The organism is Micromonospora sp. LA-10, assembly GCF_051853095.1.
In the GTDB taxonomy this organism is placed as follows: Bacteria; Actinomycetota; Actinomycetes; order Mycobacteriales; family Micromonosporaceae; genus Micromonospora; species Micromonospora echinospora_A.
Map to the genome: position 1 here is coordinate 5,049,811 of NZ_CP195710.1, position 23,154 is coordinate 5,072,964.

General features: G+C 68.9%; 17 protein-coding genes, 2 tRNA genes and 3 rRNA genes. 15 read left to right on the top strand and 7 right to left on the bottom strand.

Features of this window, described 5'->3' with window-relative positions; all coding sequences use genetic code 11:
• Window positions 1–18 precede the first annotated feature (18 nt).
• Window positions 19–2,910, bottom strand: a complete 2,892-nt coding sequence (locus ACSDG8_RS23850; protein WP_439427253.1) for an Hsp70 family protein — start codon at window positions 2,908–2,910, stop codon at window positions 19–21.
• A 130-nt stretch (window positions 2,911–3,040) separates the two neighbouring features.
• Here ACSDG8_RS23850 and ACSDG8_RS23855 point away from each other — a divergent pair, with 130 nt between their 5' ends.
• Window positions 3,041–3,688 (top strand): MOSC domain-containing protein, encoded by a 648-nt coding sequence (locus tag ACSDG8_RS23855; protein ID WP_439427254.1) that lies wholly within the window; start codon window positions 3,041–3,043, stop codon window positions 3,686–3,688.
• A 7-nt stretch (window positions 3,689–3,695) separates the two neighbouring features.
• Here the strand turns inward: ACSDG8_RS23855 and ACSDG8_RS23860 are convergent, their stop codons facing one another.
• Window positions 3,696–4,205: a hypothetical protein gene (locus tag ACSDG8_RS23860; protein ID WP_439427255.1), complete on the bottom strand. Its 510-nt coding sequence runs from the start codon at window positions 4,203–4,205 to the stop codon at window positions 3,696–3,698.
• 80 nt (window positions 4,206–4,285) lie between these two features.
• On the opposite strand from ACSDG8_RS23860, the gene ACSDG8_RS23865 reads away from it, so the two are divergent.
• From ACSDG8_RS23865 to ACSDG8_RS23880, 4 genes are all read left to right on the top strand, one after another.
• Entirely contained in the window at window positions 4,286–5,317 is a 1,032-nt protein-coding gene (locus ACSDG8_RS23865; RefSeq protein WP_210898624.1) for a questin oxidase family protein, read from the top strand.
• 15 nt (window positions 5,318–5,332) lie between these two features.
• Window positions 5,333–5,758 carry a nucleoside deaminase gene (locus tag ACSDG8_RS23870; protein WP_210898625.1) on the top strand — a complete coding sequence of 142 codons (426 nt, stop codon included), beginning with the start codon at window positions 5,333–5,335 and terminating at the stop codon, window positions 5,756–5,758.
• 83 nt (window positions 5,759–5,841) lie between these two features.
• Window positions 5,842–6,627, top strand: coding sequence for a hypothetical protein (locus ACSDG8_RS23875; protein WP_210898626.1), 786 nt, complete (start codon window positions 5,842–5,844; stop codon window positions 6,625–6,627).
• Between the two features lie 272 nt (window positions 6,628–6,899).
• Window positions 6,900–7,361 (top strand): hypothetical protein, encoded by a 462-nt coding sequence (locus ACSDG8_RS23880; RefSeq protein WP_247679460.1) that lies wholly within the window; start codon window positions 6,900–6,902, stop codon window positions 7,359–7,361.
• Window positions 7,362–7,373: 12 nt separating this feature from the next.
• Here ACSDG8_RS23880 and ACSDG8_RS23885 read toward each other — a convergent pair whose 3' ends face one another.
• On the bottom strand, window positions 7,374–7,994 hold the full coding sequence (locus ACSDG8_RS23885; RefSeq protein ID WP_210898627.1) for a hypothetical protein: 621 nt from the start codon (window positions 7,992–7,994) through the stop codon (window positions 7,374–7,376).
• A gap of 63 nt (window positions 7,995–8,057) precedes the next feature.
• Window positions 8,058–8,131: transfer RNA gene (locus tag ACSDG8_RS23890), tRNA-Gly, on the bottom strand.
• 245 nt (window positions 8,132–8,376) lie between these two features.
• On the opposite strand from ACSDG8_RS23890, the gene ACSDG8_RS23895 reads away from it, so the two are divergent.
• From ACSDG8_RS23895 to clpX, 5 genes are all read left to right on the top strand, one after another.
• Window positions 8,377–8,450, top strand: a tRNA-Pro gene (locus ACSDG8_RS23895).
• Window positions 8,451–8,598: 148 nt separating this feature from the next.
• Window positions 8,599–9,945, top strand: a complete 1,347-nt coding sequence (gene tig / locus ACSDG8_RS23900; RefSeq protein WP_210898628.1) for a trigger factor — start codon at window positions 8,599–8,601, stop codon at window positions 9,943–9,945.
• Between the two features lie 175 nt (window positions 9,946–10,120).
• The gene (locus ACSDG8_RS23905) at window positions 10,121–10,762 is read left to right on the top strand and encodes an ATP-dependent Clp protease proteolytic subunit (RefSeq protein ID WP_210898629.1); all 642 of its coding nucleotides are present in this window, start codon (window positions 10,121–10,123) and stop codon (window positions 10,760–10,762) included.
• Between the two features lie 14 nt (window positions 10,763–10,776).
• Complete coding sequence (locus tag ACSDG8_RS23910; protein WP_013288034.1) at window positions 10,777–11,439, top strand: ATP-dependent Clp protease proteolytic subunit; 663 nt, start codon at window positions 10,777–10,779, stop codon at window positions 11,437–11,439.
• A 226-nt stretch (window positions 11,440–11,665) separates the two neighbouring features.
• The gene (gene clpX, locus ACSDG8_RS23915) at window positions 11,666–12,958 is read left to right on the top strand and encodes an ATP-dependent Clp protease ATP-binding subunit ClpX (protein ID WP_091423211.1); all 1,293 of its coding nucleotides are present in this window, start codon (window positions 11,666–11,668) and stop codon (window positions 12,956–12,958) included.
• A 24-nt stretch (window positions 12,959–12,982) separates the two neighbouring features.
• Here clpX and ACSDG8_RS23920 read toward each other — a convergent pair whose 3' ends face one another.
• On the bottom strand, window positions 12,983–13,606 hold the full coding sequence (locus ACSDG8_RS23920) for a helix-turn-helix domain-containing protein (RefSeq protein ID WP_210900617.1): 624 nt from the start codon (window positions 13,604–13,606) through the stop codon (window positions 12,983–12,985).
• 41 nt (window positions 13,607–13,647) lie between these two features.
• Here ACSDG8_RS23920 and ACSDG8_RS23925 point away from each other — a divergent pair, with 41 nt between their 5' ends.
• Window positions 13,648–14,481 (top strand): EamA family transporter, encoded by an 834-nt coding sequence (locus ACSDG8_RS23925; RefSeq protein ID WP_210900620.1) that lies wholly within the window; start codon window positions 13,648–13,650, stop codon window positions 14,479–14,481.
• Between the two features lie 40 nt (window positions 14,482–14,521).
• The gene (locus ACSDG8_RS23930) at window positions 14,522–15,319 is read left to right on the top strand and encodes a carbon-nitrogen hydrolase family protein (RefSeq protein ID WP_210900623.1); all 798 of its coding nucleotides are present in this window, start codon (window positions 14,522–14,524) and stop codon (window positions 15,317–15,319) included.
• 6 nt (window positions 15,320–15,325) lie between these two features.
• Here ACSDG8_RS23930 and ACSDG8_RS23935 read toward each other — a convergent pair whose 3' ends face one another.
• Entirely contained in the window at window positions 15,326–15,547 is a 222-nt protein-coding gene (locus ACSDG8_RS23935) for a hypothetical protein (protein ID WP_174537309.1), read from the bottom strand.
• Window positions 15,548–16,203: 656 nt separating this feature from the next.
• Between ACSDG8_RS23935 and ACSDG8_RS23940 the strand changes: the two genes are divergently transcribed.
• The 3 genes from ACSDG8_RS23940 to rrf all read left to right on the top strand — a co-directional run bounded on the left by ACSDG8_RS23940 (window position 16,204) and on the right by rrf (window position 21,409).
• Window positions 16,204–17,718: ribosomal RNA gene (locus tag ACSDG8_RS23940) — 16S ribosomal RNA — on the top strand.
• 387 nt (window positions 17,719–18,105) lie between these two features.
• A 23S ribosomal RNA gene (locus ACSDG8_RS23945) occupies window positions 18,106–21,215 on the top strand.
• A gap of 77 nt (window positions 21,216–21,292) precedes the next feature.
• Window positions 21,293–21,409: ribosomal RNA gene (rrf, locus tag ACSDG8_RS23950) — 5S ribosomal RNA — on the top strand.
• The 16S, 23S and 5S rRNA genes sit together here, the layout of an rRNA operon.
• Window positions 21,410–22,443: 1,034 nt before the next feature.
• Here the strand turns inward: rrf and ACSDG8_RS23955 are convergent.
• Complete coding sequence (locus ACSDG8_RS23955) at window positions 22,444–23,121, bottom strand: hypothetical protein (RefSeq protein ID WP_210898012.1); 678 nt, start codon at window positions 23,119–23,121, stop codon at window positions 22,444–22,446.
• Window positions 23,122–23,154 lie beyond the last annotated feature (33 nt).

Consider the following 23,154-nt stretch of genomic DNA (forward strand, 5'->3'; position numbering starts at 1 on the left):
TGTCAAGCTCACTTCCGGTCAGCCGGCGAACCGGTACAACCGGAACTCCTTCTCCGCGCCGCACACCAGCATCTGGGTGTTCCACGAGCAGGACTCGCTGCGGATCTGCTTCAGCTGCCCCATCTCGACCGGCTTGCCGTCCACCGCCATCCCGGCGAGGACCCGGTCGTCCTCGAAGCCGCTCGGCGCCTCGGAGAAGACCAGCAGGTTGCCGGCGTCCAGCCGGACCGCGAACCCGTCCCGGTCACGCAGCACCGCGGCGCCGTCCGGCGCGAACAGCGTCACCACGTCCGGCGAGCCCTGCCCGGCGAGCACGTGTTCACCGACCGGCACCAGCGACTCGGCGCGCGGGGCCGGCCACTGCCGGGTGCCCGCGCCCTCGGTCGCCGCCACCACCCGGGTGTCGTCGGCGCCGCTGCCGGGCGTCTCCAGCAGGCATACGCGACGTTCCCCGCAGGTGACCAGATCCTTCACCCGGCCGCCCTGCTCCGGCGCCTCGTACAGCACGCTGGGCGTGCCGAGGCTGCCCAGGTCGTAGGAGATCAGCCGCAGGCCACGATCGTCCTCCGCCACGTACAGCCGGTCGTCGCGGGCGGCCATCGGATCGTCGAGGCCGGCCACGTTGCCCCGGTCCTTGAGGATCTTCCCGCTGCGCATGTCCAGGACCCGCACCGAGCGGTCCGCGCCGACCTGCACCAGCCGGTCCGCCTTCCCCGCCCACGGAACGAGCGGCGAGCCCTCGGCGCTCCCGGGCCCGTCCAGCGCCGCGCCGGTCCCGACCGGCAGCACCTTCGTGCGCGCGTCGCCGTACTCGGTGCGCGGGTTGCGCCGTTCCCACCGCTGCCGGCCGTCGTCCAGCCGCAGACCGACCAGGCGCTCGCCGCCCCGGTCCACCCGGACCACAGTGTCGGGCCCGAAGAACAGCGCGTCGTCGCGGCCGATCTCGGTCCGCCAGCGCTGCGTGCCGGAATCACCGTCGAGCACCGCCACCACCCGCGGGGTGCTGCCGGTGGCGTCGCCGAGGACGAGCAGCCCGTCGGGCAGCGCCCGGATCGCCGCCCACCGCTGCGTGGCCGCGTCGGTCCGCTTCTCCCAGACCGTCTCTCCGGTGGCCGCCTCGACGGCCGTCACGTGCAGGTGTTCGTCGGGCAGCGACCGGGCCAGGTAGGCGCGGTCACCGAGCGTCGCGGTGAACATCTGGCCCGGCCGGGTGTCACCGGCGGGCACCGTCTTCACCAGCTCGGCGGTGTGGAAGTCCAGCGCCGGGTGCCGGTCCCGGAACACCCAGAGCAGCACCGCCGCCGCCACGGCGACGACGACGAGACCCGCGCCGAGCGCGATCCACCGGCCGCGCGGTGGCCGGCCGCCGCCGGGCCGGACACCGTTCGGCGCGGGGGAGAAGGGCGCCCCGGGTACGCCGGGCGGCCGGCCGCCGCCGGGCGGGGGAGCTGCCGACCCGGGTACGCCGTAGCCCGCGGCCGGGTGCGGCGGAACATGACCGGGGGCGGCCGGCATGTGGTCGTACCTCGTGGGCTGGAGCGGCACCGGGCCGGCGAGCGGCGTGCCGTCGTACCTGGTGGCGGGAGTTTGTGGGACGGGGCCGTCGGCGACCAGCGTGCCGTGCGGTCCGGCGGGCGCTGCGTCCGCTCCGCCGAGGGGCGCGGTCGGGCTCGTCCTCGTCGCACCGGCCGGGACCGTGGCGGCGTCCACCTCGCCCGGTGCGGGCTGGGTCGGCGCGACCTGGGCGGGCGCGGCGGGGCGCCCGGAGCGCCGGGGCAGCGGCAGGTCGGTGAGCGCGCCCTCGGCGACCGGCATCTCCGGCTGCTCCAGCACCGTCGGCGCGATGCCCAGCTCGGCGTGCAGCAGCCGGGCCACCAGCGGCACCCGGGTCGACCCGCCCACCAGGAACAGGCCGCTGAGCTGTTCCGGGCGCACCCCGGCGGCGGCGGTCACCTCCCGGGTCTCCGTCACCGCCCGGGCCAGCAGCGGCGCGGCCAGGCGTTCGAAGTCCTCCCGGGTCAGCGGCACCGCCGCCTCCACCCCCGGTACGGCCACCGGCGCCACCATGGCCCGGGACAGCATCTCCTTGGCGCCGCGCACGTTGTCCCAGAGCTGCTGGCGGTCCCGCCGCTCGGCGGTCGTCGTCGGGTCGGTCAGCCGGGCCCACTCGCGCGGGTGGGCCGCGCCGACCAGCTCGCCGAGGCGTCCGAGCAGGGCCGCGTCCAGGTCCAGCCCGCCGAGGTCGGGGATACCGCCGGTGGCGATCAGCTGGAAGCCGGAGTCGCCCCACGGATCGGCGCCCTCGTTGCGCAGCACCGCCACGTCGAGCGTGCCGCCGCCGAAGTCGAACACCGCCACCGAACCGCCCACCGGCACCGGCCGGCGCAGCACCTGCGTGAAGTAACGCGCCGCGGCCACCGGCTCGCGCAGCAGGCGGGTGCCGGGCGCGATCGGCCCGGCGAGCGTGTGCTCGGCCGCGGCCGGCCAGCCGGCGAGCTCCAGCGCGTCGTGCAGCACCTGACGGCGGGCCGGCGTCCAGGCCGCCGGGTGGGTGACCACCGCCGGGGGCAGCATCCCGACCGCCGCCACCGCCGCGTCCGCGACCGCGCGCAACGTCGCGGCCAGCAGCTCCGCCGGCCGGTACGCCCGCCCGCCCAGCTCCACTGTCTCCTCGTCGACCCGGCGCTTCGGGTTCGGCTCGTAGGCGGCCGGGTCGGCCTGGGCCAGGCGCTGCGCGTCCCGCCCGACGTGCAGGTGACCGGCCGCGTCGGCGTACACGCCGGACGGCAGGATCGGATGGCCGTCGACGAGCACCGGCCGGGTCCGCCCGTCCGGCCAGCGCAGCACCGCCACCGTGTTCGAGGTGCCGAGGTCCACGCCGAGGGCGAAACCGTCCTGCTGGCCTGCCATCCGCGGCTACCTCCACCACCCGACGAGGATGTCCGGCCCGCATCGTACGCAGGTCACGCCGCCTCGCCGTTCACCCGGCCCGAGGGAATGGACTGGCCCGTCCGGCCCTTGGCCGCATACCGTCGCCGTCATGAGGGTGATCTCCGTCAACGTGGGCCGACCGCAACCGAACCCGTGGAAGGGCATCGGGGCCACCGGCATCGACAAGCGGCCCGTGGACGGGCGGGTCGCCGTCACCGCGCCCGGACCGAAGGGCACCGGCGCGGTCGGGCTGGCCGGCGACCGGGTCTACGACGTGGCCCATCACGGCGGTACCGACCAGGCGGTCTACGCGTACGCGCGGGAGGACCTCGACCACTGGGAGGCCGAGCTGGGCCGCCCGCTCGCCGACGGCAGCTTCGGGGAGAACCTGACCACCACCGGGCTGGACGTCAACGGCGCGCTGATCGGCGAGCGGTGGCGGATCGGCCCGGACCTGGTGCTGGAGGTCACCTGCCCGCGCATCCCCTGCGGCACGTTCCAGGGATGGCTGGGTGAGCGCGGCTGGATCAAGCGGTTCACCCAGGCGGCGCGGCCCGGGGCGTACCTGCGGGTGATCACGCCGGGCAGCGTCGGCGCCGGGGACCCGGTCGAGGTCGTGCACCGGCCCGACCACGACGTGACTGTGGCGCTGGTGTTCCGGGCCACGACGCTGGAGTCGGAACTGCTGCCCCGGGTGCTGGTGGCCGACGCGCTGCCCGAGGAGGACAAGGCGCAGATCCGCCGCCGCCTGTCCTGACCGGCCGTCAGGGCTGTTCGCGTCCGGTCCGCCGCCGGGCCGCCACCACCAGCCCGGCGGCGGCGAGCACCACCACCGTCGCGCCGCCGACGATCCACCGGGCAGGCGCTCCCGCGGCACGCGTCCGCTGCGCCGAGGTCGCCGACGGCACGGTGGCCGACGCCGGGCCCGCCGGCTCGCGGATGCCGGCGCACACGCCGGTGGCGCCACCCGACGAGTTGACCCGGTATCGGACTCCCGCCCGGAAGTCGTAGCCGCACGAGGCCTCGCCGGGCGAGACGCGCAACCCGAGGCTGCTCCCGACCTGGGCGCCGCCCTTCTCGACGGACTCGACGGTGAGCCGGACCGAGCGATCGGTCACCTGCGACACTGTGCCGACGACGATGCTGTCGGCGCTGTCGTCCTGTTCGATGGTGGACCCGACGCACGAGCACGCCCACGCGGGTTCCGGGGGTGACATGACCACGACGAGGCCGAGAGCTGCCAGGGCGACGACAAGCAGGCCACGAAGTCTCATGGCGCTTCGACGTCCTCCGATCCGCGCGGGTTCCGCGTCCGCTTGACGTCAACCGGACTTCAGGTCGGACGCTTCCGGGTGTGCCGAACTCTGTTCTCGACGAGGCGTACGAGCGGGTACGCCACACCGGTCCCGAGCGCGACGGGTGGCTGTCCAACCACGTGCCGATGGCCGCGGAGGCGCTGGTGCGCCACGGCCATGGGCGGGCGGTGCACCGCTGGATCGACACGTACGCCGACCGGCTGGACGACCGTCCACGTGGCATCCGGCGCATCGCCGCCGACGAGTGGCGCGACCCGCTCGGCGACCCGGTGCGTACCGGCGACTGGCTCGACCTCTTCGACCGCGAGCTGGCCGGCGAACCGTGGCGCGACGTGCTGGCCCGCTGGTGGCCACGACTGCTGCCGGACATCGCCGCCGGGGCCACCCACGGCGTCATCCGGGTCGGCCACGCCGTACGCGCCCTGCTGGACGCCGAGACCGGACCGCGTGTCGCCGAACTCGGCCACGGGCTCGCCTACTGGGCCGCCCGCTGGCAGCCGCTCGCGCCGCCGGGCGCCGGGCCGTACCCCGCGACCGACGCGCGGTCCGCGCTCGACGCGGTTCCCCGCGTACCCGATCAGCGGTTCGGCATCCGGTCCCGCCTGGCGCAACTGGCCGACGTGACCCGGTGGCCGGCGGTGGCGGCGGCGGTGCCCGGCGACCCGGCCGACGACGCGCCCACCCGGCTCGCGGCGGTCGTCGACGCCGCCGTGCGCCGGCACGGCACCCACGGGTACGCCGCCCCGGTCATGCTCGTGCACGCGGCGACCGCGCCGAACGCCGTGCTGCGTGCCCTGCCGGCCCTGCCGCCGACGCTGTGGCAGCCGAGTCTCGCCGCCGCATGGGCGGCGACCGCCGCCGTCACTGCCGCCTACGCCCCGGCCGGGGCCCGTGCCCTCCCACCGGCCGCCGGGCCGGAACTCGGCGAGGTCATGGCGCGGGCGCTGGACACCGGGGACGCGCACGCGATCAAATTCACCGACACCCTGAGCGACGCGTACGCCCGCAGCGGCGACCCGGTCCTGCTCGCCGTCGCCGCCCGATCCGTCGAGCAGATCGCCGCCGACTGACCACCTGGAGAGCCGATGAACCCCGACGACGAAGCGTTCCTGCGCCGCGCCGTGGCACTCGCCGACCGGGCCGGCGCGTCCGGCGAGCGGCCGTTCGCGTCGCTGCTGGTCGGCGCGGACGGCACCGTCCTGATCGAGGACCACAACACGGTGGTCTCCGACCGGGACGTCACCGCGCACCCGGAGCTGAAGCTGGCCCGCTGGGCCGCCCGGCAGCTCGCCCCCGAGGCGGCGGTCGCCACCACCATGTACACCAGCTGCCAGCCCTGCCCGATGTGCACTGTGGCGATCAACGCGTCCGGCCTCGGCCGGGTCGTGTACGCGCTGTCCACCGAGCAGTTCAACGAGGTCAAGCCGGCCACCCCGGCGCCGCGCCCGGTGCGGTACGACGGACCGGCGCTGTTCGACGAGGCGCGCCGGCCGATCGAGGACCACTACTAGGACGCGCGTCCCGTCCTCGCGCCGGGCATCGAGGATGGCGCGCGCTGGCTACGCTGAGCCGCACGACTTCGGGGGGTGGGCCGGTGCGGCATCGGCTGCGGTACATCGCGGTGGTCCTGCTCGGCGCCGTGCTGCTCGGCACTGTCGGCCTCGCCGCCGGTTCCTGGTACGGCGGCCGGGGCGCCGCCCCGGTCAGCATCGACAAGGCGCTGAGCGTGGCTCAGGAACTGCTCCCCGGGACCGAGCCGATCGGCTCGCTCACCGCGCTCGGCTACCGGTACGGCGTCGCGCTGGCTCCCGACGACGTCGGCGGGAGTCAGGTCGCACTCCAGTACGGCGGCGGTGCGGACTGCGCGCTGTCCGAGCGGCTGCGGGTGGCCGCCCAGACTCGGGGGTGGCAGGAGTTCCGGGACGTGCCGGGTTCCCCGTGTGACGGCTGGCGGGCCGAGCGAGACGGAACGTCGCTCACGCTCACCTACCGGGCGCACGGGCCGAGGCTCAGCATGGAACCGTCCGCGCCCCGCGGGTTCCTCGCCGCCACCATCACCGGCACCCTGCTCGGCGCCGCCGTCGGCGCGGCCTTGTTCTGGCTGCTGGCGCGGCGACGGCCGCGCGTACCCCGGCTGGTGGGCGTGCTGGTGACGGTCGCCCTGCTCCCGGGCGCCGCGATGACCTGGCTGGACCTGACCACGAACGGGCTCGCCGAGCCGGTGTGGCCCCTCTGGCAGTCCTTGGCGCCCGTGCTGGTGCCGGCGTTGCTCGTGCTCCTTCTGGTGGTCGGGATCGTTCTCGCGAAGCGACCGAAGCCGGCCGAGCCCGCCGCCGACGCGACGCCCGCCGCGCGGGCGGGTACCCCGAGTGCCGGCTGACGGCGCCGCCGGGCCGGTATCGTCCCGCGCGTGACGAGCGCCGACTGGTCCGACGTACGCGAGCGGCTGGCACAGGTGGCCGCCGCGCCCGGCGCTCGTGAGGTCTTCGGCGCCGCCAGTCACAGCTGGCGGCTCGAACCGCCGCTGCGCGCCGAGGAACTGGCCGAAGTCGAGACCCAACTCGGAGTGGAGCTGCCCGGCGAGTACCGGTCCTTCCTGCTGGAGGCGGGGCGGGGCGAGGCGGCGCGGGGCCCGCGTACGGGCTCTTTCCGATGCGCCGCCTCGACGGACTGTGGCAGTGGGAGGGCGACGGCGCCGACCTCACCGACCGCAGCACGCTCGGCCGGCCCTTTCCGCATGTCGAGCCGTTCAACCCGGCCGACGGACTGCCCGGCCCGCCGGACGAGGACGACTACTCCTCGGAGGACGAGTTCAACGCGGCCGAGGACGCCTACTGGGAACAGCACGACGCCGTCGTCTTCGCGCCGGAACACTCGGTCGGCCTGCTGCACCTGTGTCACCTCGGCTGCGCGCTGCGGGAGGCGCTTGTCGTGACCGGCCCGGCACGGGGTCAGATGTGGGCGGACGACACCGCCGCGGACGACGGTTTCCGGCCGCTGCACGACCACGACGGCACGCCGCTTCGGTTCGCCCGCTGGTACCGGCGGTGGCTGGAGCAGGCCGAGGACCAGGTGAGCGGTAGCCGCTCACCTCGGCAGACTGCTCCGCGCTGAGCCGCCGTCCGGCTAGTCGAACCAGACCACCAGGCGCACACCGTCGTCGCCGAAACGCTGGCCGAGCGCGCGCATGACGGCGAAGACGTGCTCCCATCCGGTGCCCGGCCCGAGCACGTCGTGCCGGGTCACCAACGGTCCGTACTCGACGGTGACCCCGCCCGCCTCCCAGCGACCCGGCGCCGCCTCGGTGGGGGATGCGCCAACCGGGGGAACGCCGTACTTCTCGACGAACTCGCCGGGCCATTCGTCGTCCACCCGGAACCTGCGCAGCAGCGGCGGATCCTCCACTCGCAGCAGCCCGCGAGCAGCAGGTACGACTGACATGTCGAGGTCGCGCAACTCGGCCCAGGACACCCAGCTCGCGCCGTGGACGGCGGGATCCAGTCGGCCGTCCCTGTCATAGCTGCCACGTACCGCACCCGACACGTCCGCCGGGAGACCACGCTCAGCCGCGACCGGCTCCCAGCGCAGCCAGTTCCGCACCCCGAACAGGCAACCGAAGGCATCGTCGTCGTCGCTCAGATAGAGCGGGGAGATCGGCATCAGACACACCCACGGCTCCCACTCGTACCAGTCCTCATCCGCGAAGGGGTGCCGGACCTCGACGAAGCCATAGATGTCGGTTCCCACGGGCGACAGGCTAATGGATGCGGCCCAGGCCGGAATTCGCCTCTGACCTGGGCCGGAGGCCGTTGGAGCGGGCGACGGGAATCGAACCCGCGTAGTCAGTTTGGAAGACTGAAGCTCTACCATTGAGCTACGCCCGCGAGCGCCCCACCACAGCAGGGCGCGTCGACAGCGTACCCAATCACCACCGCCACCGCGCAGCGCGTACCCCGGAGGTTCCCGCCGACCGTCAAGATCCACACCATTTCGGCGAGGTGGTGCCTTCCCGCGTAGCCGGACCCAGCCATTTCCCCGAGCTGGCGTGCGGCCCGCCCGACCGCGCGCCGCCGCGCCGCGCCCCGGTCACCCGCGTGGGGGACCGGACGGCATACACTCTTCGTCGCCACGGGGTGTGGCGCAGCTTGGTAGCGCACTCGCTTTGGGAGCGAGGGGCCGTGGGTTCAAATCCCGCCACCCCGACTGTCGTTCGCGACCGGATCGTCCCGGGAACCGCCGGTTTTTCCGCGCGGTGCCCGGGCCCTGCCGATGCCGTCGGCCGGCTCGCCTACACTCGATGCGCGCAATCACGCCCCAGAACTGACACCCAGATCCGTCAAGGAGTACGCCTGTGAAGAGCACCGTCGAGACTCTGAGCCCGACGCGCGTGCGGCTCGCCATCGAGGTGCCGTTCGTCGAGCTCGAGCCGAGCCTCAAGAAGGCGTACCGGGAGATCGGCCAGCAGGTCCAGGTTCCCGGCTTCCGCCGGGGCAAGGTTCCCAGCGCGGTGATCGACCAGCGGGTGGGCCGGGGGACCGTCCTCAACGAGGCGATCCAGGAGGCCATCCCGCAGAACATCCTCGCCGCGGTCCGGGAGCACGACCTGAAGACGCTGGGCCGTCCCGAGGTCGACATCACGGAGTTCAACGACGGTGACTCGCTCAACTTCACCGCCGAGGTGGACGTCCGGCCGGAGATCACCCTGCCGGACCCGGCCACCATCGAGGTGACCGTCGACGAGATCGAGATCGCCGACAGCGAGATCGACGAGCAGATCAACAGCCTGCGCGAGCGCTTCGCGACGCTGAAGACCGTCGAGCGGGCCGCCCAGGAGGGCGACTTCGTGCAGATCGACCTGAACGCCACCGTCGACGGCGAAGAGGTCCCGGGCGGCTCGGCGAGCAACATCTCGCACGAGGTGGGCAGCAAGCAGCTCCTGCCGGGTCTGGACGAGGCGCTGGTCGGCCTGGCCGCCGGCGACGACACCACCTTCACCACGCAGCTCGTCGGCGGCGACTACGCCGGCCGCGACGCCGACGTGGCGGTGACCGTCCGCACGGTAAAGGAGAAGGAGCTCCCCGAGCTCAACGACGACTTCGCTCAGATGGCCAGCGAGTTCGACACCATCGACGAGCTGCGCGCCGACCTGCGTGAGCGGGTGACCCGGAACAAGCAGGTCGAGCAGATCTACGCCGCCCGCGACAAGGCCCTGGAGCAGATGGTGGCCGCCGCCGAGGTGCCGGCGCCCGAGGGCGTCGTCAAGGAGGAGGTCGAGAGCCGCAAGGCCGCGATGGTCGACCAGCTCGAGCGCATCGGCGCCTCCCTGGAGGAGTACCTCGCGGCGGAGGAGAAGACCGAGGAGCAGATCGACACCGAGCTGACCGAGGCGGCCACCGACGGCGTCAAGATCCAGCTCCTGCTGGACACCCTCGCCGACGCCGAGGACGTGCAGGTCTCCGATGACGAGTTCGGTCACGAGATCGTGCACCGTGCGCAGCGCGCCGGCATGGCCCCGCAGCAGTACTACGACCAGCTGGTCCGCTCCGGCGCCGCCGCGGCCGTCTTCGGCGACGTCCGCCGGGGCAAGGCGCTCGCCGCGGTGATGGAGAAGATCAAGATCAAGGACTCGGCGGGCAACGAGGTCTCCCTCGACGCGCTGCGGGCCCAGAACGAGGCCGAGCACGACCACCAGCACTGACCGTCGGGGGTGTCGGCCGCCGTCCCGCGCTGCGCGCCGGGAGGCGGCCGAAACCCTTTCCGGGGTACGCCATGCGGGTGACTGCGCTGAGAGCGAACAGTGCCCCGACCGGGAGTACGCCTCCCGGCTGAGCGGTTAGTGTCGGGTAGGACGGTACGGAGAGCGAAGGGCTGCCATGACCGACATGCACATCCCCAAGAAGTCGCTCCGGGTGAACGAGGCCCGCGGTGGCGACTCCATTGGCAACCTCGACGACTCGGTCTACAACCGGTTGCTCAAGGAGCGGATCATCTTCCTGGGCAGCGAGGTGAACGACCAGGTGGCCAACCGCATCTGCGCGCAGTTGCTGCTGCTCGCCGCGGAGGACCCGGACCGCGACATCTTCCTCTGGATCAACTCGCCGGGTGGCTCGGTCTACTCCGGCATGGCGATCTACGACACGATGCAGTACATCGACAACGACGTCTCGACCGTCGCGATGGGCATGGCGGCCTCCATGGGCCAGCTGCTGCTCTGCGCCGGCACCAAGGGCAAGCGGTACGCCCTGCCGCACGCGCGGATCATGATGCACCAGCCGTCGGGTGGCCTCGGCGGCACCGCGTCGGACATCGCGATCCAGGCCGAGCAGATGCTCTACACCAAGCGGATGTTCCAGGAGCGGGTCGCGTACCACACCGGCCAGTCCCAGGCGCAGATCGAGGCGGACTCGGACCGTGACCGCTGGTTCACCGCCCAGGAGGCCATGGACTACGGCTTCATCGACAAGGTGATCATCGGGGCCGCCCAGGTTCCGGATGGCGCCGGGACCCTGAGCTGACCGAGGAGCTGACGATGACCGACCTGAGCCTGCCGCCCCAGTTCGCGGCCGTGCACAACCGCTACGTTCTGCCGTCGTTCGTCGAGCGCACGTCGTACGGGATGAAGGAGTCCAACCCGTACAACAAGCTCTTCGAGGACCGGATCATCTTCCTCGGCGTCCAGGTGGACGACGCGTCGGCCAACGACGTGATGGCCCAGCTGCTGACGCTGGAGGGCACCGACCCGGACCGCGACATCATCATGTACATCAACTCGCCCGGTGGCTCCTTCACCGCCATGACGGCGATCTACGACACCATGCAGTACGTCCGCCCGGACATCCAGACCGTCTGCCTCGGGCAGGCGGCGAGCGCGGCGGCGGTGCTGCTCTCCGCGGGCACGCCGGGCAAGCGGATGGCGCTGCCCAACTCCCGGATCATCATCCACCAGCCGGCCACCGAGGGCGGCTACGGCCAGGGCTCGGACATCGAGATCCAGGCGCGGGAGATCCTGCGGATGCGTACGCAGCTGGAGGACATGCTGTCCCGGCACTGCAACCGCCCGATCGAGCAGGTCCGCAAGGACATCGACCGTGACAAGATCATGACGGCCGAGGAGTCCAAGGAGTACGGGCTGGTCGACACGATCCTGACCAGCCGTAAGAAGGGTCTGCTGGCGTCGCACGCCGCGGGCTGAGCCACGTGTGGTCGGAGGTCGGTCGGGGTATCGTTCCCGGTCGACCTCTGACACACCGGTTTTGGGGGTCGGAGAAAACCCGGCCACCGGGTAACGTCGGGTCTGTACCGCTCCGCCGGTCGGATCGGGGGATCCGACAGCATGGTGGAACGACAGGACGGACGGGCGCTCCGGCGTCCGCAGGTCAGGGCCGGCGTTCCGGCCGATGAGTGCAGGGAGAACGTAGGTGGCACGGATCGGTGACGGCGGCGACCTACTGAAATGCTCGTTCTGCGGTAAGTCGCAGAAGCAGGTCAAGAAGCTCATCGCGGGCCCTGGCGTCTACATCTGCGACGAGTGCATCGATCTCTGCAACGAGATCATCGAAGAGGAGCTGGCCGAGTCCGGCGAGGTGAAGTGGGAAGAGCTTCCCAAGCCGATGGAGATCTGCCAGTTCCTCGACAACTACGTCGTCGGTCAGGAGCAGGCCAAGAAGGCGCTCGCCGTCGCGGTCTACAACCACTACAAGCGGATCCAGGCCGAGGCCGCCGGCGCCCCGGGCTCCGGCACCGACGGGGTGGAGCTGGCCAAGTCCAACATCCTGCTGCTCGGCCCGACCGGCTGCGGCAAGACCCACCTGGCGCAGACGCTCGCCCGGATGCTCAACGTCCCGTTCGCGATCGCGGACGCCACCGCGCTCACCGAGGCGGGCTACGTCGGCGAGGACGTCGAGAACATCCTGCTGAAGCTGATCCAGGCCGCGGACTACGACATCAAGCGCGCCGAGACGGGCATCATCTACATCGACGAGGTCGACAAGATCGCCCGTAAGTCGGAGAACCCCTCGATCACCCGTGACGTCTCCGGGGAGGGCGTGCAGCAGGCGCTGCTGAAGATGCTCGAAGGCACTGTCGCCAACGTGCCGCCGCAGGGCGGGCGCAAGCACCCGCACCAGGAGTTCATCCAGATCGACACCACGAACGTGCTGTTCATCTGCGGTGGCGCGTTCGCCGGGCTGGATCAGATCATCGAGGCCCGCACCGGCTCCGGCGGCACCGGCTTCGGCGCCCGGCTCCGGTCGGTCTCCGAGCGGTCGACCGACGACATCTTCAGCCAGGTCATGCCGGAGGACATGCTGAAGTTCGGGCTGATCCCCGAGTTCATCGGCCGGCTTCCGGTGATCACCAACGTGCGCAGCCTCGACCGCAGCGCTCTGGTGCGGATCCTGACCGAGCCGCGCAACGCGCTGGTCCGGCAGTACCAGCGCCTGTTCGAGCTGGACGGCGTCGAGCTGGAGTTCGAGCCGCCCGCGCTGGAGGCCATCGCCGACCAGGCCATGCTCCGGGGCACCGGCGCCCGTGGCCTGCGGGCGATCATGGAAGAGGTTCTCCTCTCCGTGATGTACGAGGTGCCGAGCAACCCCGACGCCGCACGGGTGCTGATCACCCGTGAGGTCGTGCTGGAGAACGTCAACCCGACGATCGTGCCCCGCGAGTTCACCGGCCGGCGCCGGCGGGACCGCGAGGAGAAGTCGGCCTGACCGCTGTTCGCGACCGCGCCCGGGTCAGCTCGGGCGCGGTTCGCGTGAGCGGGTCCGCCGGTCCCATTCGCCCGACGGGGTGACCACCACCATCATCAGGCGCACCGGCTCGTCGCCGGCCGTGCGGTAGCCGTGCTCCCGGTCGGCGTGGAACTCGACGGTCTCGCCGGCGCGTACCTCGTGGTCGACGCCGTCGACGGTGACTGTCGCGGCGCCGTCGAGCACGTGCAGGATTTCCCGGGTGCCGTGGGCGTGGTCGGGGGAGCGCAGCACCTCGCCGGGTTCCATCCGCCAGTCCCACAGCTCGACCAGGTCGGGTTCGCCGAGACCACTGAGCAGCCGCGCCAGGCCGCCGTGCGGGCCGCGCCACAGCACCGGCGCGTCGTCGGCCGCGCTGATCCGTACCGTGCTCTCCTCGGCCGGCTCCAGGAGCCGGGCGATGCTGACGCCGAACGCGTCGGCGACCCGGCAGAGCGTGCCGATGCTCGGGTTGGTGCGGGCGCCCTCGATCTGCACGAGCATGCCCTTGCTGACGCCGGACCGGCCGGCCAGTTCCTCGAACGACCAGCTGCGGGCGGCTCGCAACTCACGTACCTGGCGGGCGACCGCTGAGGTCACCGCGCCGACCCGGTCGCTTGCGTCGGTCATCACACTGTCCTTCACGGTCACTATTGTGGTACGACTGCGGGGTGCTCCCCATTGTCCTCGCCGCCGTCTCGGCGCTCGCCTTCGGCACTGCCGACTTCTCCGGCGGCAAGGCGTCCCGATGGGCCGATCCGATCGCCGTCACCGTCGTGTCGCAGATCCTCAGCATTCCGCTGCTTGTCGGGCTCGTACTCGTCGTGCCCGGCACCCCGAGCGCGCTCGACCTGGGCTGGGGACTGCTGGCCGGGGTGGCGGGCGCGGGCGGCGTCATGCTGCTCTACCGGGCGCTGGCCACCGGCGTCATGGCCGTCGTCGCGCCGGTCACCGCGATCACCGCGGCGATCGTGCCGATCGTCGCCGGCCTGGTCCTCGCCCACTCCCCGGGCGCCGTGGCGCTGGGCGGCGCGGGGCTCGCCGTGGTCGCCATCGCGCTGGTCAGCCTGGGGGAGCGCGGCGCCGCGCGCCGCGTCTCCGGCCGCGTCCTGGCCATGGCGCTCGCCGCGGGACTGCTCTTCGGCGTCTTCTTCGCCCTGCTCGGCCAGGCCGACGAGAGCGCCGGCATGTGGCCAGTGCTGGCGGTACGCGTCAGCTCCGTCGCGTTCGGCCTCGCCCTCGCCGCGCGTACCGGCACCCGCCTGCGCCTCGGGCGGCGGGTGCTCGGCTGGGCCGCGGCCGCCGGCCTGCTCGACTCGGCAGCGAACGCGCTCTTCCTCGCCGCCGCCGGGCGCGGTCACCTGAGCGTGGTCGCCGCCATCGCCTCGCTCTACCCGGCGAGCACCGTCCTGCTCGCGCTCGCCGTCGACCGGGAACGGCTCCGGCCGGTGCAACTGGCCGGGCTCGGCTTCGCCGCCGCAGCGCTCGTGCTGTCCAGCGTCTGAGCCCTGTCGTCCGCCCGCTTCCGCCCCGTACCCTCGGGTCATGCGCGTCGCCGTCTGCCAGCTCAACGCCCGCGACAACCGGGCGGCGAACCTCGCCGCCGCCGAGGCCCTGCTGGTCAGGGCCGCGGCGGCCGGCGCCGATCTCGCCCTCCTCCCGGAGTACGTCGACTACCTCGGTCCCGACGACCGGATGCCCCCGGCGGAGCCGGTCGACGGCGAGGTGGGGCGGTTCTTCGCCGAGGTCGCCCGGCGGCTCGGCATGTGGGTGATCGCCGGCTCGTTCCACGAGGCCGGGCCGGACGCGGCGCACACCTGGAACACCTCGCTGGTCTTCGACCGCGAGGGCGCGCTCGCCGCCACCTACCGCAAGATCCATCTGTACGACGTGGAGATCCCCGGCCGCGTCTCCTACCGGGAGTCGGCAACCGTCGCGCCCGGCGAGAAGCCTGTGGTTGTCGACGTCGAGGGACTCCGGGTGGGCCTGTCCATCTGTTACGACCTGCGATTCCCCGAGTTGTACCGGCAGCTCGCGACCGACGGCGGCGCCGAACTGCTCGTCGTGCCGGCGGCGTTCATGATGCACACCGGGCGGGACCACTGGGAGGTGCTGCTGCGGGCGCGGGCGATCGAGAACCAGTGCTTCGTGGCGGCGGCGGGTCAGACCGGCGACCACGACCCGGGCCGGACGTGCTTCGGCCGGAGCATGGTGGTGGATCCGTGGGGGACGGTGCTGAGCCAGGTCGCCGACGGCCCGGGACTGACGGTCACCGACATCGACCTGGAGCGGCTGCGGACCATCCGCGCCGAGCTGCCCAGCCTGGCCAACCGCCGGCTCTGACCGCGGTCAGCCCCCGAAGAGCAGGCCCAGGGCCGCGATTCCGGCGATCGCCGCCGCCGTGACCAGCAGGGCGGTGGTCATCCGGGAGGGGCCGCGCCGGGCCAGGCGCTTGACCGATAGCAGTAGGACGGCGAGCACGCAGGCCCCGATCACCAGCTGCCAGAACGGCAGCAGGAGGCCGAGCACAGCCTCCTCGGCGAGTGCCGGGAACCGGGACGGATCATCCATGCGGACCACTCTGACACGGGACCACCGCCGGGGGATCCCTTCCCCGGGTGCTTTCCGGCCGGCTTCGGCTCTGCTCGCTCCGCTCGGCCAATGACGATCATTGATTTGCCTTCCAGGGCCGGTCCGCGTAACTTTCTCTCTGCACGCGGGAGGCCGGGCAAACCGGCCGAGAACGGGCGCCAGGCTGGTGGCGGCAACGCCGAGCCAGACTGAGATTCGGGCGGTGCTCGACACTCCGGGCACGGAGTTGCGAAGGCGAAGCCGACCGGGTAGAGTTCGAAAGCCGGCAGGGAGCCGGGCGGGTGGTCGCGAGAGCGACGCCGGCCGGTCCGCCGAAACCCACGAGAGCCACGAACGCCGGAAACGGCGAGCGTCAGCGTGGGTCTGGTCGAACCAAGTTGATCACCTCAAACACGAGGTTGACGACGAACGTGAGACCGAGTAGGTTGGAGAGGTTGCCCCAAACGGGGGCTCCGCGGTGCGGGGTTTCTGGTTGGTGTGTGGTTGTTCTTTGAGAACTCAACAGGGTGCTTGTAAAGCCAGTGCCAAATTGTTTATACCCCGGACTGGTGGCTGTTCTTTTTGAGGATGGTTGCTGGTTGGGATTCCTTTGGCAACACTTTTTGTTGCCAGGTTGATTGCTGTTCGACAAGTTTTTGTTGGAGAGTTTGATCCTGGCTCAGGACGAACGCTGGCGGCGTGCTTAACACATGCAAGTCGAGCGGAAAGGCCCTTCGGGGTACTCGAGCGGCGAACGGGTGAGTAACACGTGAGCAACCTGCCCCAGGCTTTGGGATAACCCCGGGAAACCGGGGCTAATACCGAATATGACCTTGCACCGCATGGTGTTTGGTGGAAAGTTTTTCGGCTTGGGATGGGCTCGCGGCCTATCAGCTTGTTGGTGGGGTGATGGCCTACCAAGGCGACGACGGGTAGCCGGCCTGAGAGGGCGACCGGCCACACTGGGACTGAGACACGGCCCAGACTCCTACGGGAGGCAGCAGTGGGGAATATTGCACAATGGGCGGAAGCCTGATGCAGCGACGCCGCGTGAGGGATGACGGCCTTCGGGTTGTAAACCTCTTTCAGCAGGGACGAAGCGTAAGTGACGGTACCTGCAGAAGAAGCGCCGGCCAACTACGTGCCAGCAGCCGCGGTAAGACGTAGGGCGCGAGCGTTGTCCGGATTTATTGGGCGTAAAGAGCTCGTAGGCGGCTTGTCGCGTCGACCGTGAAAACTTGGGGCTCAACCCCAAGCCTGCGGTCGATACGGGCAGGCTAGAGTTCGGTAGGGGAGACTGGAATTCCTGGTGTAGCGGTGAAATGCGCAGATATCAGGAGGAACACCGGTGGCGAAGGCGGGTCTCTGGGCCGATACTGACGCTGAGGAGCGAAAGCGTGGGGAGCGAACAGGATTAGATACCCTGGTAGTCCACGCTGTAAACGTTGGGCGCTAGGTGTGGGGGGCCTCTCCGGTTCCCTGTGCCGCAGCTAACGCATTAAGCGCCCCGCCTGGGGAGTACGGCCGCAAGGCTAAAACTCAAAGGAATTGACGGGGGCCCGCACAAGCGGCGGAGCATGCGGATTAATTCGATGCAACGCGAAGAACCTTACCTGGGTTTGACATGGCCGCAAAACTGTCAGAGATGGCAGGTCCTTCGGGGGCGGTCACAGGTGGTGCATGGCTGTCGTCAGCTCGTGTCGTGAGATGTTGGGTTAAGTCCCGCAACGAGCGCAACCCTCGTTCGATGTTGCCAGCGCGTTATGGCGGGGACTCATCGAAGACTGCCGGGGTCAACTCGGAGGAAGGTGGGGATGACGTCAAGTCATCATGCCCCTTATGTCCAGGGCTTCACGCATGCTACAATGGCCGGTACAATGGGCTGCGATACCGTGAGGTGGAGCGAATCCCAAAAAGCCGGTCTCAGTTCGGATCGGGGTCTGCAACTCGACCCCGTGAAGTCGGAGTCGCTAGTAATCGCAGATCAGCAACGCTGCGGTGAATACGTTCCCGGGCCTTGTACACACCGCCCGTCACGTCACGAAAGTCGGCAACACCCGAAGCCGGTGGCCCAACCCTTGTGGAGGGAGCCGTCGAAGGTGGGGCTGGCGATTGGGACGAAGTCGTAACAAGGTAGCCGTACCGGAAGGTGCGGCTGGATCACCTCCTTTCTAAGGAGCACCATCCACCGAAAGGTGGTATGGAGCCCGCACCGCCCGAATGTGGTGGTGGGGTGCTCAATGGCGGAGACACTGGCAAGTTCGGCGCCGGCAACGGCCTGGTTCCTCTAGTACAGCTGCTCTTCGGGGTGGTGGGAACGAGAACCTGGTGCGGCTGGTGAAGGATGTAAGCACCCTGTTGGGTCCTGAAGGAACAACCCGAGTGGTTGTTGTTTCAGAGCCTTGAGATGCCCCTGGTGGACGATGGTCCCGGGGGCGGAGGCGCCAGGCATGGCCTGGTCTCGCAAACCGTGACCACGTGGTGGTTGTAGGTGTGGGGCTGTGGGTTGTGGGTTGGTTGTTTGTTGAGAATTGCACAGTGGACGCGAGCATCTTTGTGGTCAAGTTGTCAAGGGCGAACGGTGGATGCCTTGGCACCAGGAGCCGATGAAGGACGTGGGAGGCCGCGATAGGCCTGGGGGAGCTGTCAACCAAGCTGTGATCCCAGGGTGTCCGAATGGGGAAACCCGGCATCAGTCATGTGATGTCACCCGCACCTGAACACATAGGGTGTGTGGGGGGAACGCGGGGAAGTGAAACATCTCAGTACCCGTAGGAAGAGAAAACAAATAGTGATTCCGTGAGTAGTGGCGAGCGAAAGCGGATTGAGGCTAAACCGGCTGCGTGTGATACCTGTCAGGGGTTGCGTGGTCGGGGTTGTGGGACCCTGCTGAGTGTGCTGACACGCATTCGAGGAGTTACAAAGCTAGTGGCTAGTCGAACAGTCTGGAATGGCTGACCGTAGACGGTGATAGTCCGGTAGGTGAAAGCTGCTGGTCTTCTGTGGGTGTTCCCGAGTAGCGGCGGACTCCTGAAATCTGCCGTGAATCTGCCAGGACCACCTGGTAAGCCTAAATACTTCCTGGTGACCGATAGCGGACAAGTACCGTGAGGGAATGGTGAAAAGTACCCCGGGAGGGGAGTGAAATAGTACCTGAAACCGTTCGCCTACAATCCGTCGGAGCCTTGCGGGGTGACGGCGTGCCTTTTGAAGAATGAGCCTGCGAGTTAGTGGCATGTGGCGAGGTTAACCCGTGTGGGGGAGCCGTAGCGAAAGCGAGTCTGAATAGGGCGTTTTTAGTCGCATGCTCTAGACCCGAAGCGGAGTGATCTAGCCATGGGCAGGCTGAAGCGCGGGTAAGACCGCGTGGAGGGCCGAACCCACCAACGTTGAAAAGTTGGGGGATGACCTGTGGTTAGGGGTGAAAGGCCAATCAAACTCCGTGATAGCTGGTTCTCCCCGAAATGCATTTAGGTGCAGCGTCGCGTGTTTCTTGCCGGAGGTAGAGCACTGGATGGTCTAGGGGGCCCACAAGCTTACCGAAATCAGCCAAACTCCGAATGCCGGTAAGTGAGAGCGCGGCAGTGAGACTGCGGGGGATAAGCTTCGTAGTCGAGAGGGAAACAGCCCAGATCACCAGCTAAGGCCCCTAAGCGTGTGCTAAGTGGAAAAGGATGTGGGGTCGCATAGACAACCAGGAGGTTGGCTTAGAAGCAGCCACCCTTTAAAGAGTGCGTAATAGCTCACTGGTCAAGTGGTTCCGCGCCGACAATGTAGCGGGGCTCAAGCACACCGCCGAAGCTGTGGCATTCACATTTTAACTTCGTGCCTCCTTGATGGGGTATGCAGGTGTGTGGATGGGTAGGGGAGCGTCGTGCCGGGGGTGAAGCAGCGGGGTGACCCAGTTGTGGACGCGGCACGAGTGAGAATGCAGGCATGAGTAGCGAAAGAAGGGTGAGAAACCCTTCCGCCGGATGACCAAGGGTTCCAGGGCCAGGCTAATCCGCCCTGGGTGAGTCGGGACCTAAGGCGAGGCCGAGAGGCGTAGTCGATGGACAACGGGTTGATATTCCCGTACCCGCGAAAGAGCGACCCTGACGAACCTCGTTGTGCTAACCACCCGAACTGCCGGCGGTCTTCGGACCAATGGTGGGGAGCGTGGGAACCTGGCGGGTAGTAGTCAAGCGATGGGGTGACGCAGGAAGGTAGCTGAGCCCGGCCGGTGGTTGTGCCGGGGTAAGCGTGTAGGCCGTGTCGTAGGCAAATCCGCGACACATGGAGGCTGAGACGTGATGCCGAGCCGATTCAGGTGAAGTCAGTGATCCTATGCTGCCGAGAAAAGCCTCTAGCGAGTTCTTAGCGGCCCGTACCCCAAACCGACACAGGTGGTCAGGTAGAGAATACCGAGGCGATCGGGCGAACTGTGGTTAAGGAACTCGGCAAATTGCCCCCGTAACTTAGGGAGAAGGGGGGCCGGAGACGTGAAGCCCCACGCGGGTGGAGCGTTGTATGGCCGCAGAGAGCAGGGGGAAGCGACTGTTTACTAAAAACACAGGTCCATGCGAAGAAGTAATTCGATGTATATGGACTGACGCCTGCCCGGTGCTGGAACGTTAAGGGGACCTGTTAGCTCTTCGGGGCGAAGCGGAGAACTTAAGCGCCAGTAAACGGCGGTGGTAACTATAACCATCCTAAGGTAGCGAAATTCCTTGTCGGGTAAGTTCCGACCTGCACGAATGGCGTAACGACTTCCCCACTGTCTCAACCACAGGCCCGGCGAAATTGCATTACGAGTAAAGATGCTCGTTACGCGCGGCAGGACGGAAAGACCCCGGGACCTTTACTATAGCTTGACATTGGTATCTGAATTAGCTTGTGTAGGATAGGTGGGAGCCGGTGAAGTCCATACGCCAGTATGGGTGGAGGCAATCTTGAAATACCACTCTGGTTGATTTGGGTATCTAACTTCGGACCGTTATCCGGTTCAGGGACAGTGTCTGGTGGGTAGTTTAACTGGGGCGGTTGCCTCCTAAAGGGTAACGGAGGCGCCCAAAGGTTCCCTCAGCCTGGTTGGCAATCAGGTGTTGAGTGCAAGTGCACAAGGGAGCTTGACTGTGAGACTGACAGGTCGAGCAGGGACGAAAGTCGGGACTAGTGATCCGGCACTGGCATGTGGAAGCGGTGTCGCTCAACGGATAAAAGGTACCCCGGGGATAACAGGCTGATCTTCCCCAAGAGTCCATATCGACGGGATGGTTTGGCACCTCGATGTCGGCTCGTCGCATCCTGGGGCTGTAGCAGGTCCCAAGGGTTGGGCTGTTCGCCCATTAAAGCGGTACGCGAGCTGGGTTTAGAACGTCGTGAGACAGTTCGGTCCCTATCCGCCGTGCGCGTAGGATACTTGAGAAGGGCTGTCCCTAGTACGAGAGGACCGGGACGGACGAACCTCTGGTGTGCCAGTTGTCCCGCCAGGGGCACGGCTGGTTAGCTACGTTCGGAAGGGATAACCGCTGAAAGCATCTAAGCGGGAAGCTCGCTTCAAGATGAGGTATCCCACCCACATTTGTGGGGTAAGGCCCCCAGCTAGACGACTGGGTTGATAGGCCGGAAATGTAAGCCCGGTAACGGGTTCAGTTGACCGGTACTAATAGGCCGAGGACTTGACTACTAAGCTGCTACGCGTCCACTGTGCAACTCTGAACAAACACCACCCATGTTGCGGGTTGGTTGACATGTTCATAGAGTTACGGCGGTCATGGCGGAGGGGAAACGCCCGGTAACATTCCGAACCCGGAAGCTAAGCCCTCCAGCGCCGATGGTACTGCACTCGGGAGGGTGTGGGAGAGTAGGACACCGCCGGACAATCATTCGTTTCAGGGCCACCCCACACCGGGGTGGCCCTGAAACGCATTCCCCCCAAAAGACCGGCCACCCAACCCTTCCTGGACGCCGGCCCCACCAGTTCTCTGACGTGGCGGCATTCAGAGTTCGGCATCAGAGTGCCCCGGATGCAACCACCTCCCCGAACTGGCGGGTCGATCGCTACTACGCCGAAGTGGTTGCAACGACGTGCTGCCAACCCAGCCACTTCCCCGAACTGACGGACCGGCCACCAGTTCCCCGAAATGGTGGCAACGGAGTGCACCGGTCCACCGCCACTTCGCCGAACTGCCGGACCGGGCCGCCACCCCCTGGAGTAGCGGCAACAGAGTGGCCCGGTCCTAGCCACCTCCCCGAGCTGGCGAGCTGGTCACCAGTTCCCCGAAGTGGTGGCATCGGAGTGCCCCGGTCCTAGCCACTTCGCCGAGTTGGCGAGCCAGTGGCCAGTTCGCCGAAGTGGTGGCAACGGCGTGCACCGGTCCACTGCCACTTCGCCGAGCTGGCGAACCCGTCACCAGTTGCCCGAAGTGGCGGCATCGGAGTGCCTCGGATCCAGCCACCTCCCCGAGCTGGCGAACCGGTCACCAGTTGCCCGAAGTGGCGGCATCGGAGTGCCTCGGATCCAGCCACCTCCCCGAACTGGCGAATCAGTCACCAGTTCCCCGACGTGGCGGCAACGGAGTGCCCCGGTCCTCGCCACTTCCCCGAGATGGTGGGCCGGTCGCCACTACGCCGGAGCGGTGGCAGCGGAGTGCCTGGACCCGCCACTTCGCCGAACTGGCGAACCGGGCCACCACCACGGCGAAGTGGCGGCAACGGAGTGCCCGGAATGTAGCCACCTCCCCGAACTGGCGGGCCGGGCCGCCATTGCCCGCCATTGCCCGCCATTGGCCGCCAGCGGTCTCGAGGGAGGGGGACAGGTGACGCCACTACGGCGATGTGGCGGGGACGGGGGCAAGGCGGACGCGATCCACCTTGCCGTACCGGCGCGGACGGGCAGCCGGCAAGGTTGCGGCTCAGCGGGTCTGGACGGACTCTCGGATCTCGCGGAACAGGGCCGCGGCGGCGTCGACCGTCCGGCCGGGGAACATGCCCATCACCACGCTGCCGTGGTCGGCCCACCCGCACACCGCGAAGTCACCGCCGTCGCCGCTTGTCGTACCGCACTTCATCACGCCACCCAGGCGGCCGGCGTCCACCTCGCGCAGGCCCGCCACCCGGCCGGTCTCGTCGGCCATCAGGCCGAACAGGGTGTCCAGGTCGCGTTCGGGCTGCCAGAGCAGCGTCGTGCCGCCGAACAGCAGCACCGAGCGCTTGGCGTCCGCGCGGTCGGAGTAGACGGCGCCGTAGCCGCGGTCCAGCTCGATGTCGGCTGCGAGCCCGTCGCGCAGGTAGTCGGCGGTGCTGCGGGCCCGATCGCTGTCGTCCCGTACCAGCCCGGCCACCTCGGCCGGCTGGCCGAGAGTGGTGTCCTTCTGCTGGAGCACGCGCCACCCGCCCAGCCCGAGCATGCCGGCGCCGGCCAGGCCGGCCACGAGCAGCGCGGCCAGGATGATCTTCCGGCGCCGCGAGACAGGGCGGCGTTCGGGCTCCTGCGCGGGGTCGCGGCGGCTCAGCTCGATCGGCTCTTCGGTCAGCTCGACCGGATCGGAACCCCCGTCGACCGGGCGCTCGGTGAGATGCGCGTCGGACATGACCGCCACCGTACGCGAATCACCGGTGGCGCA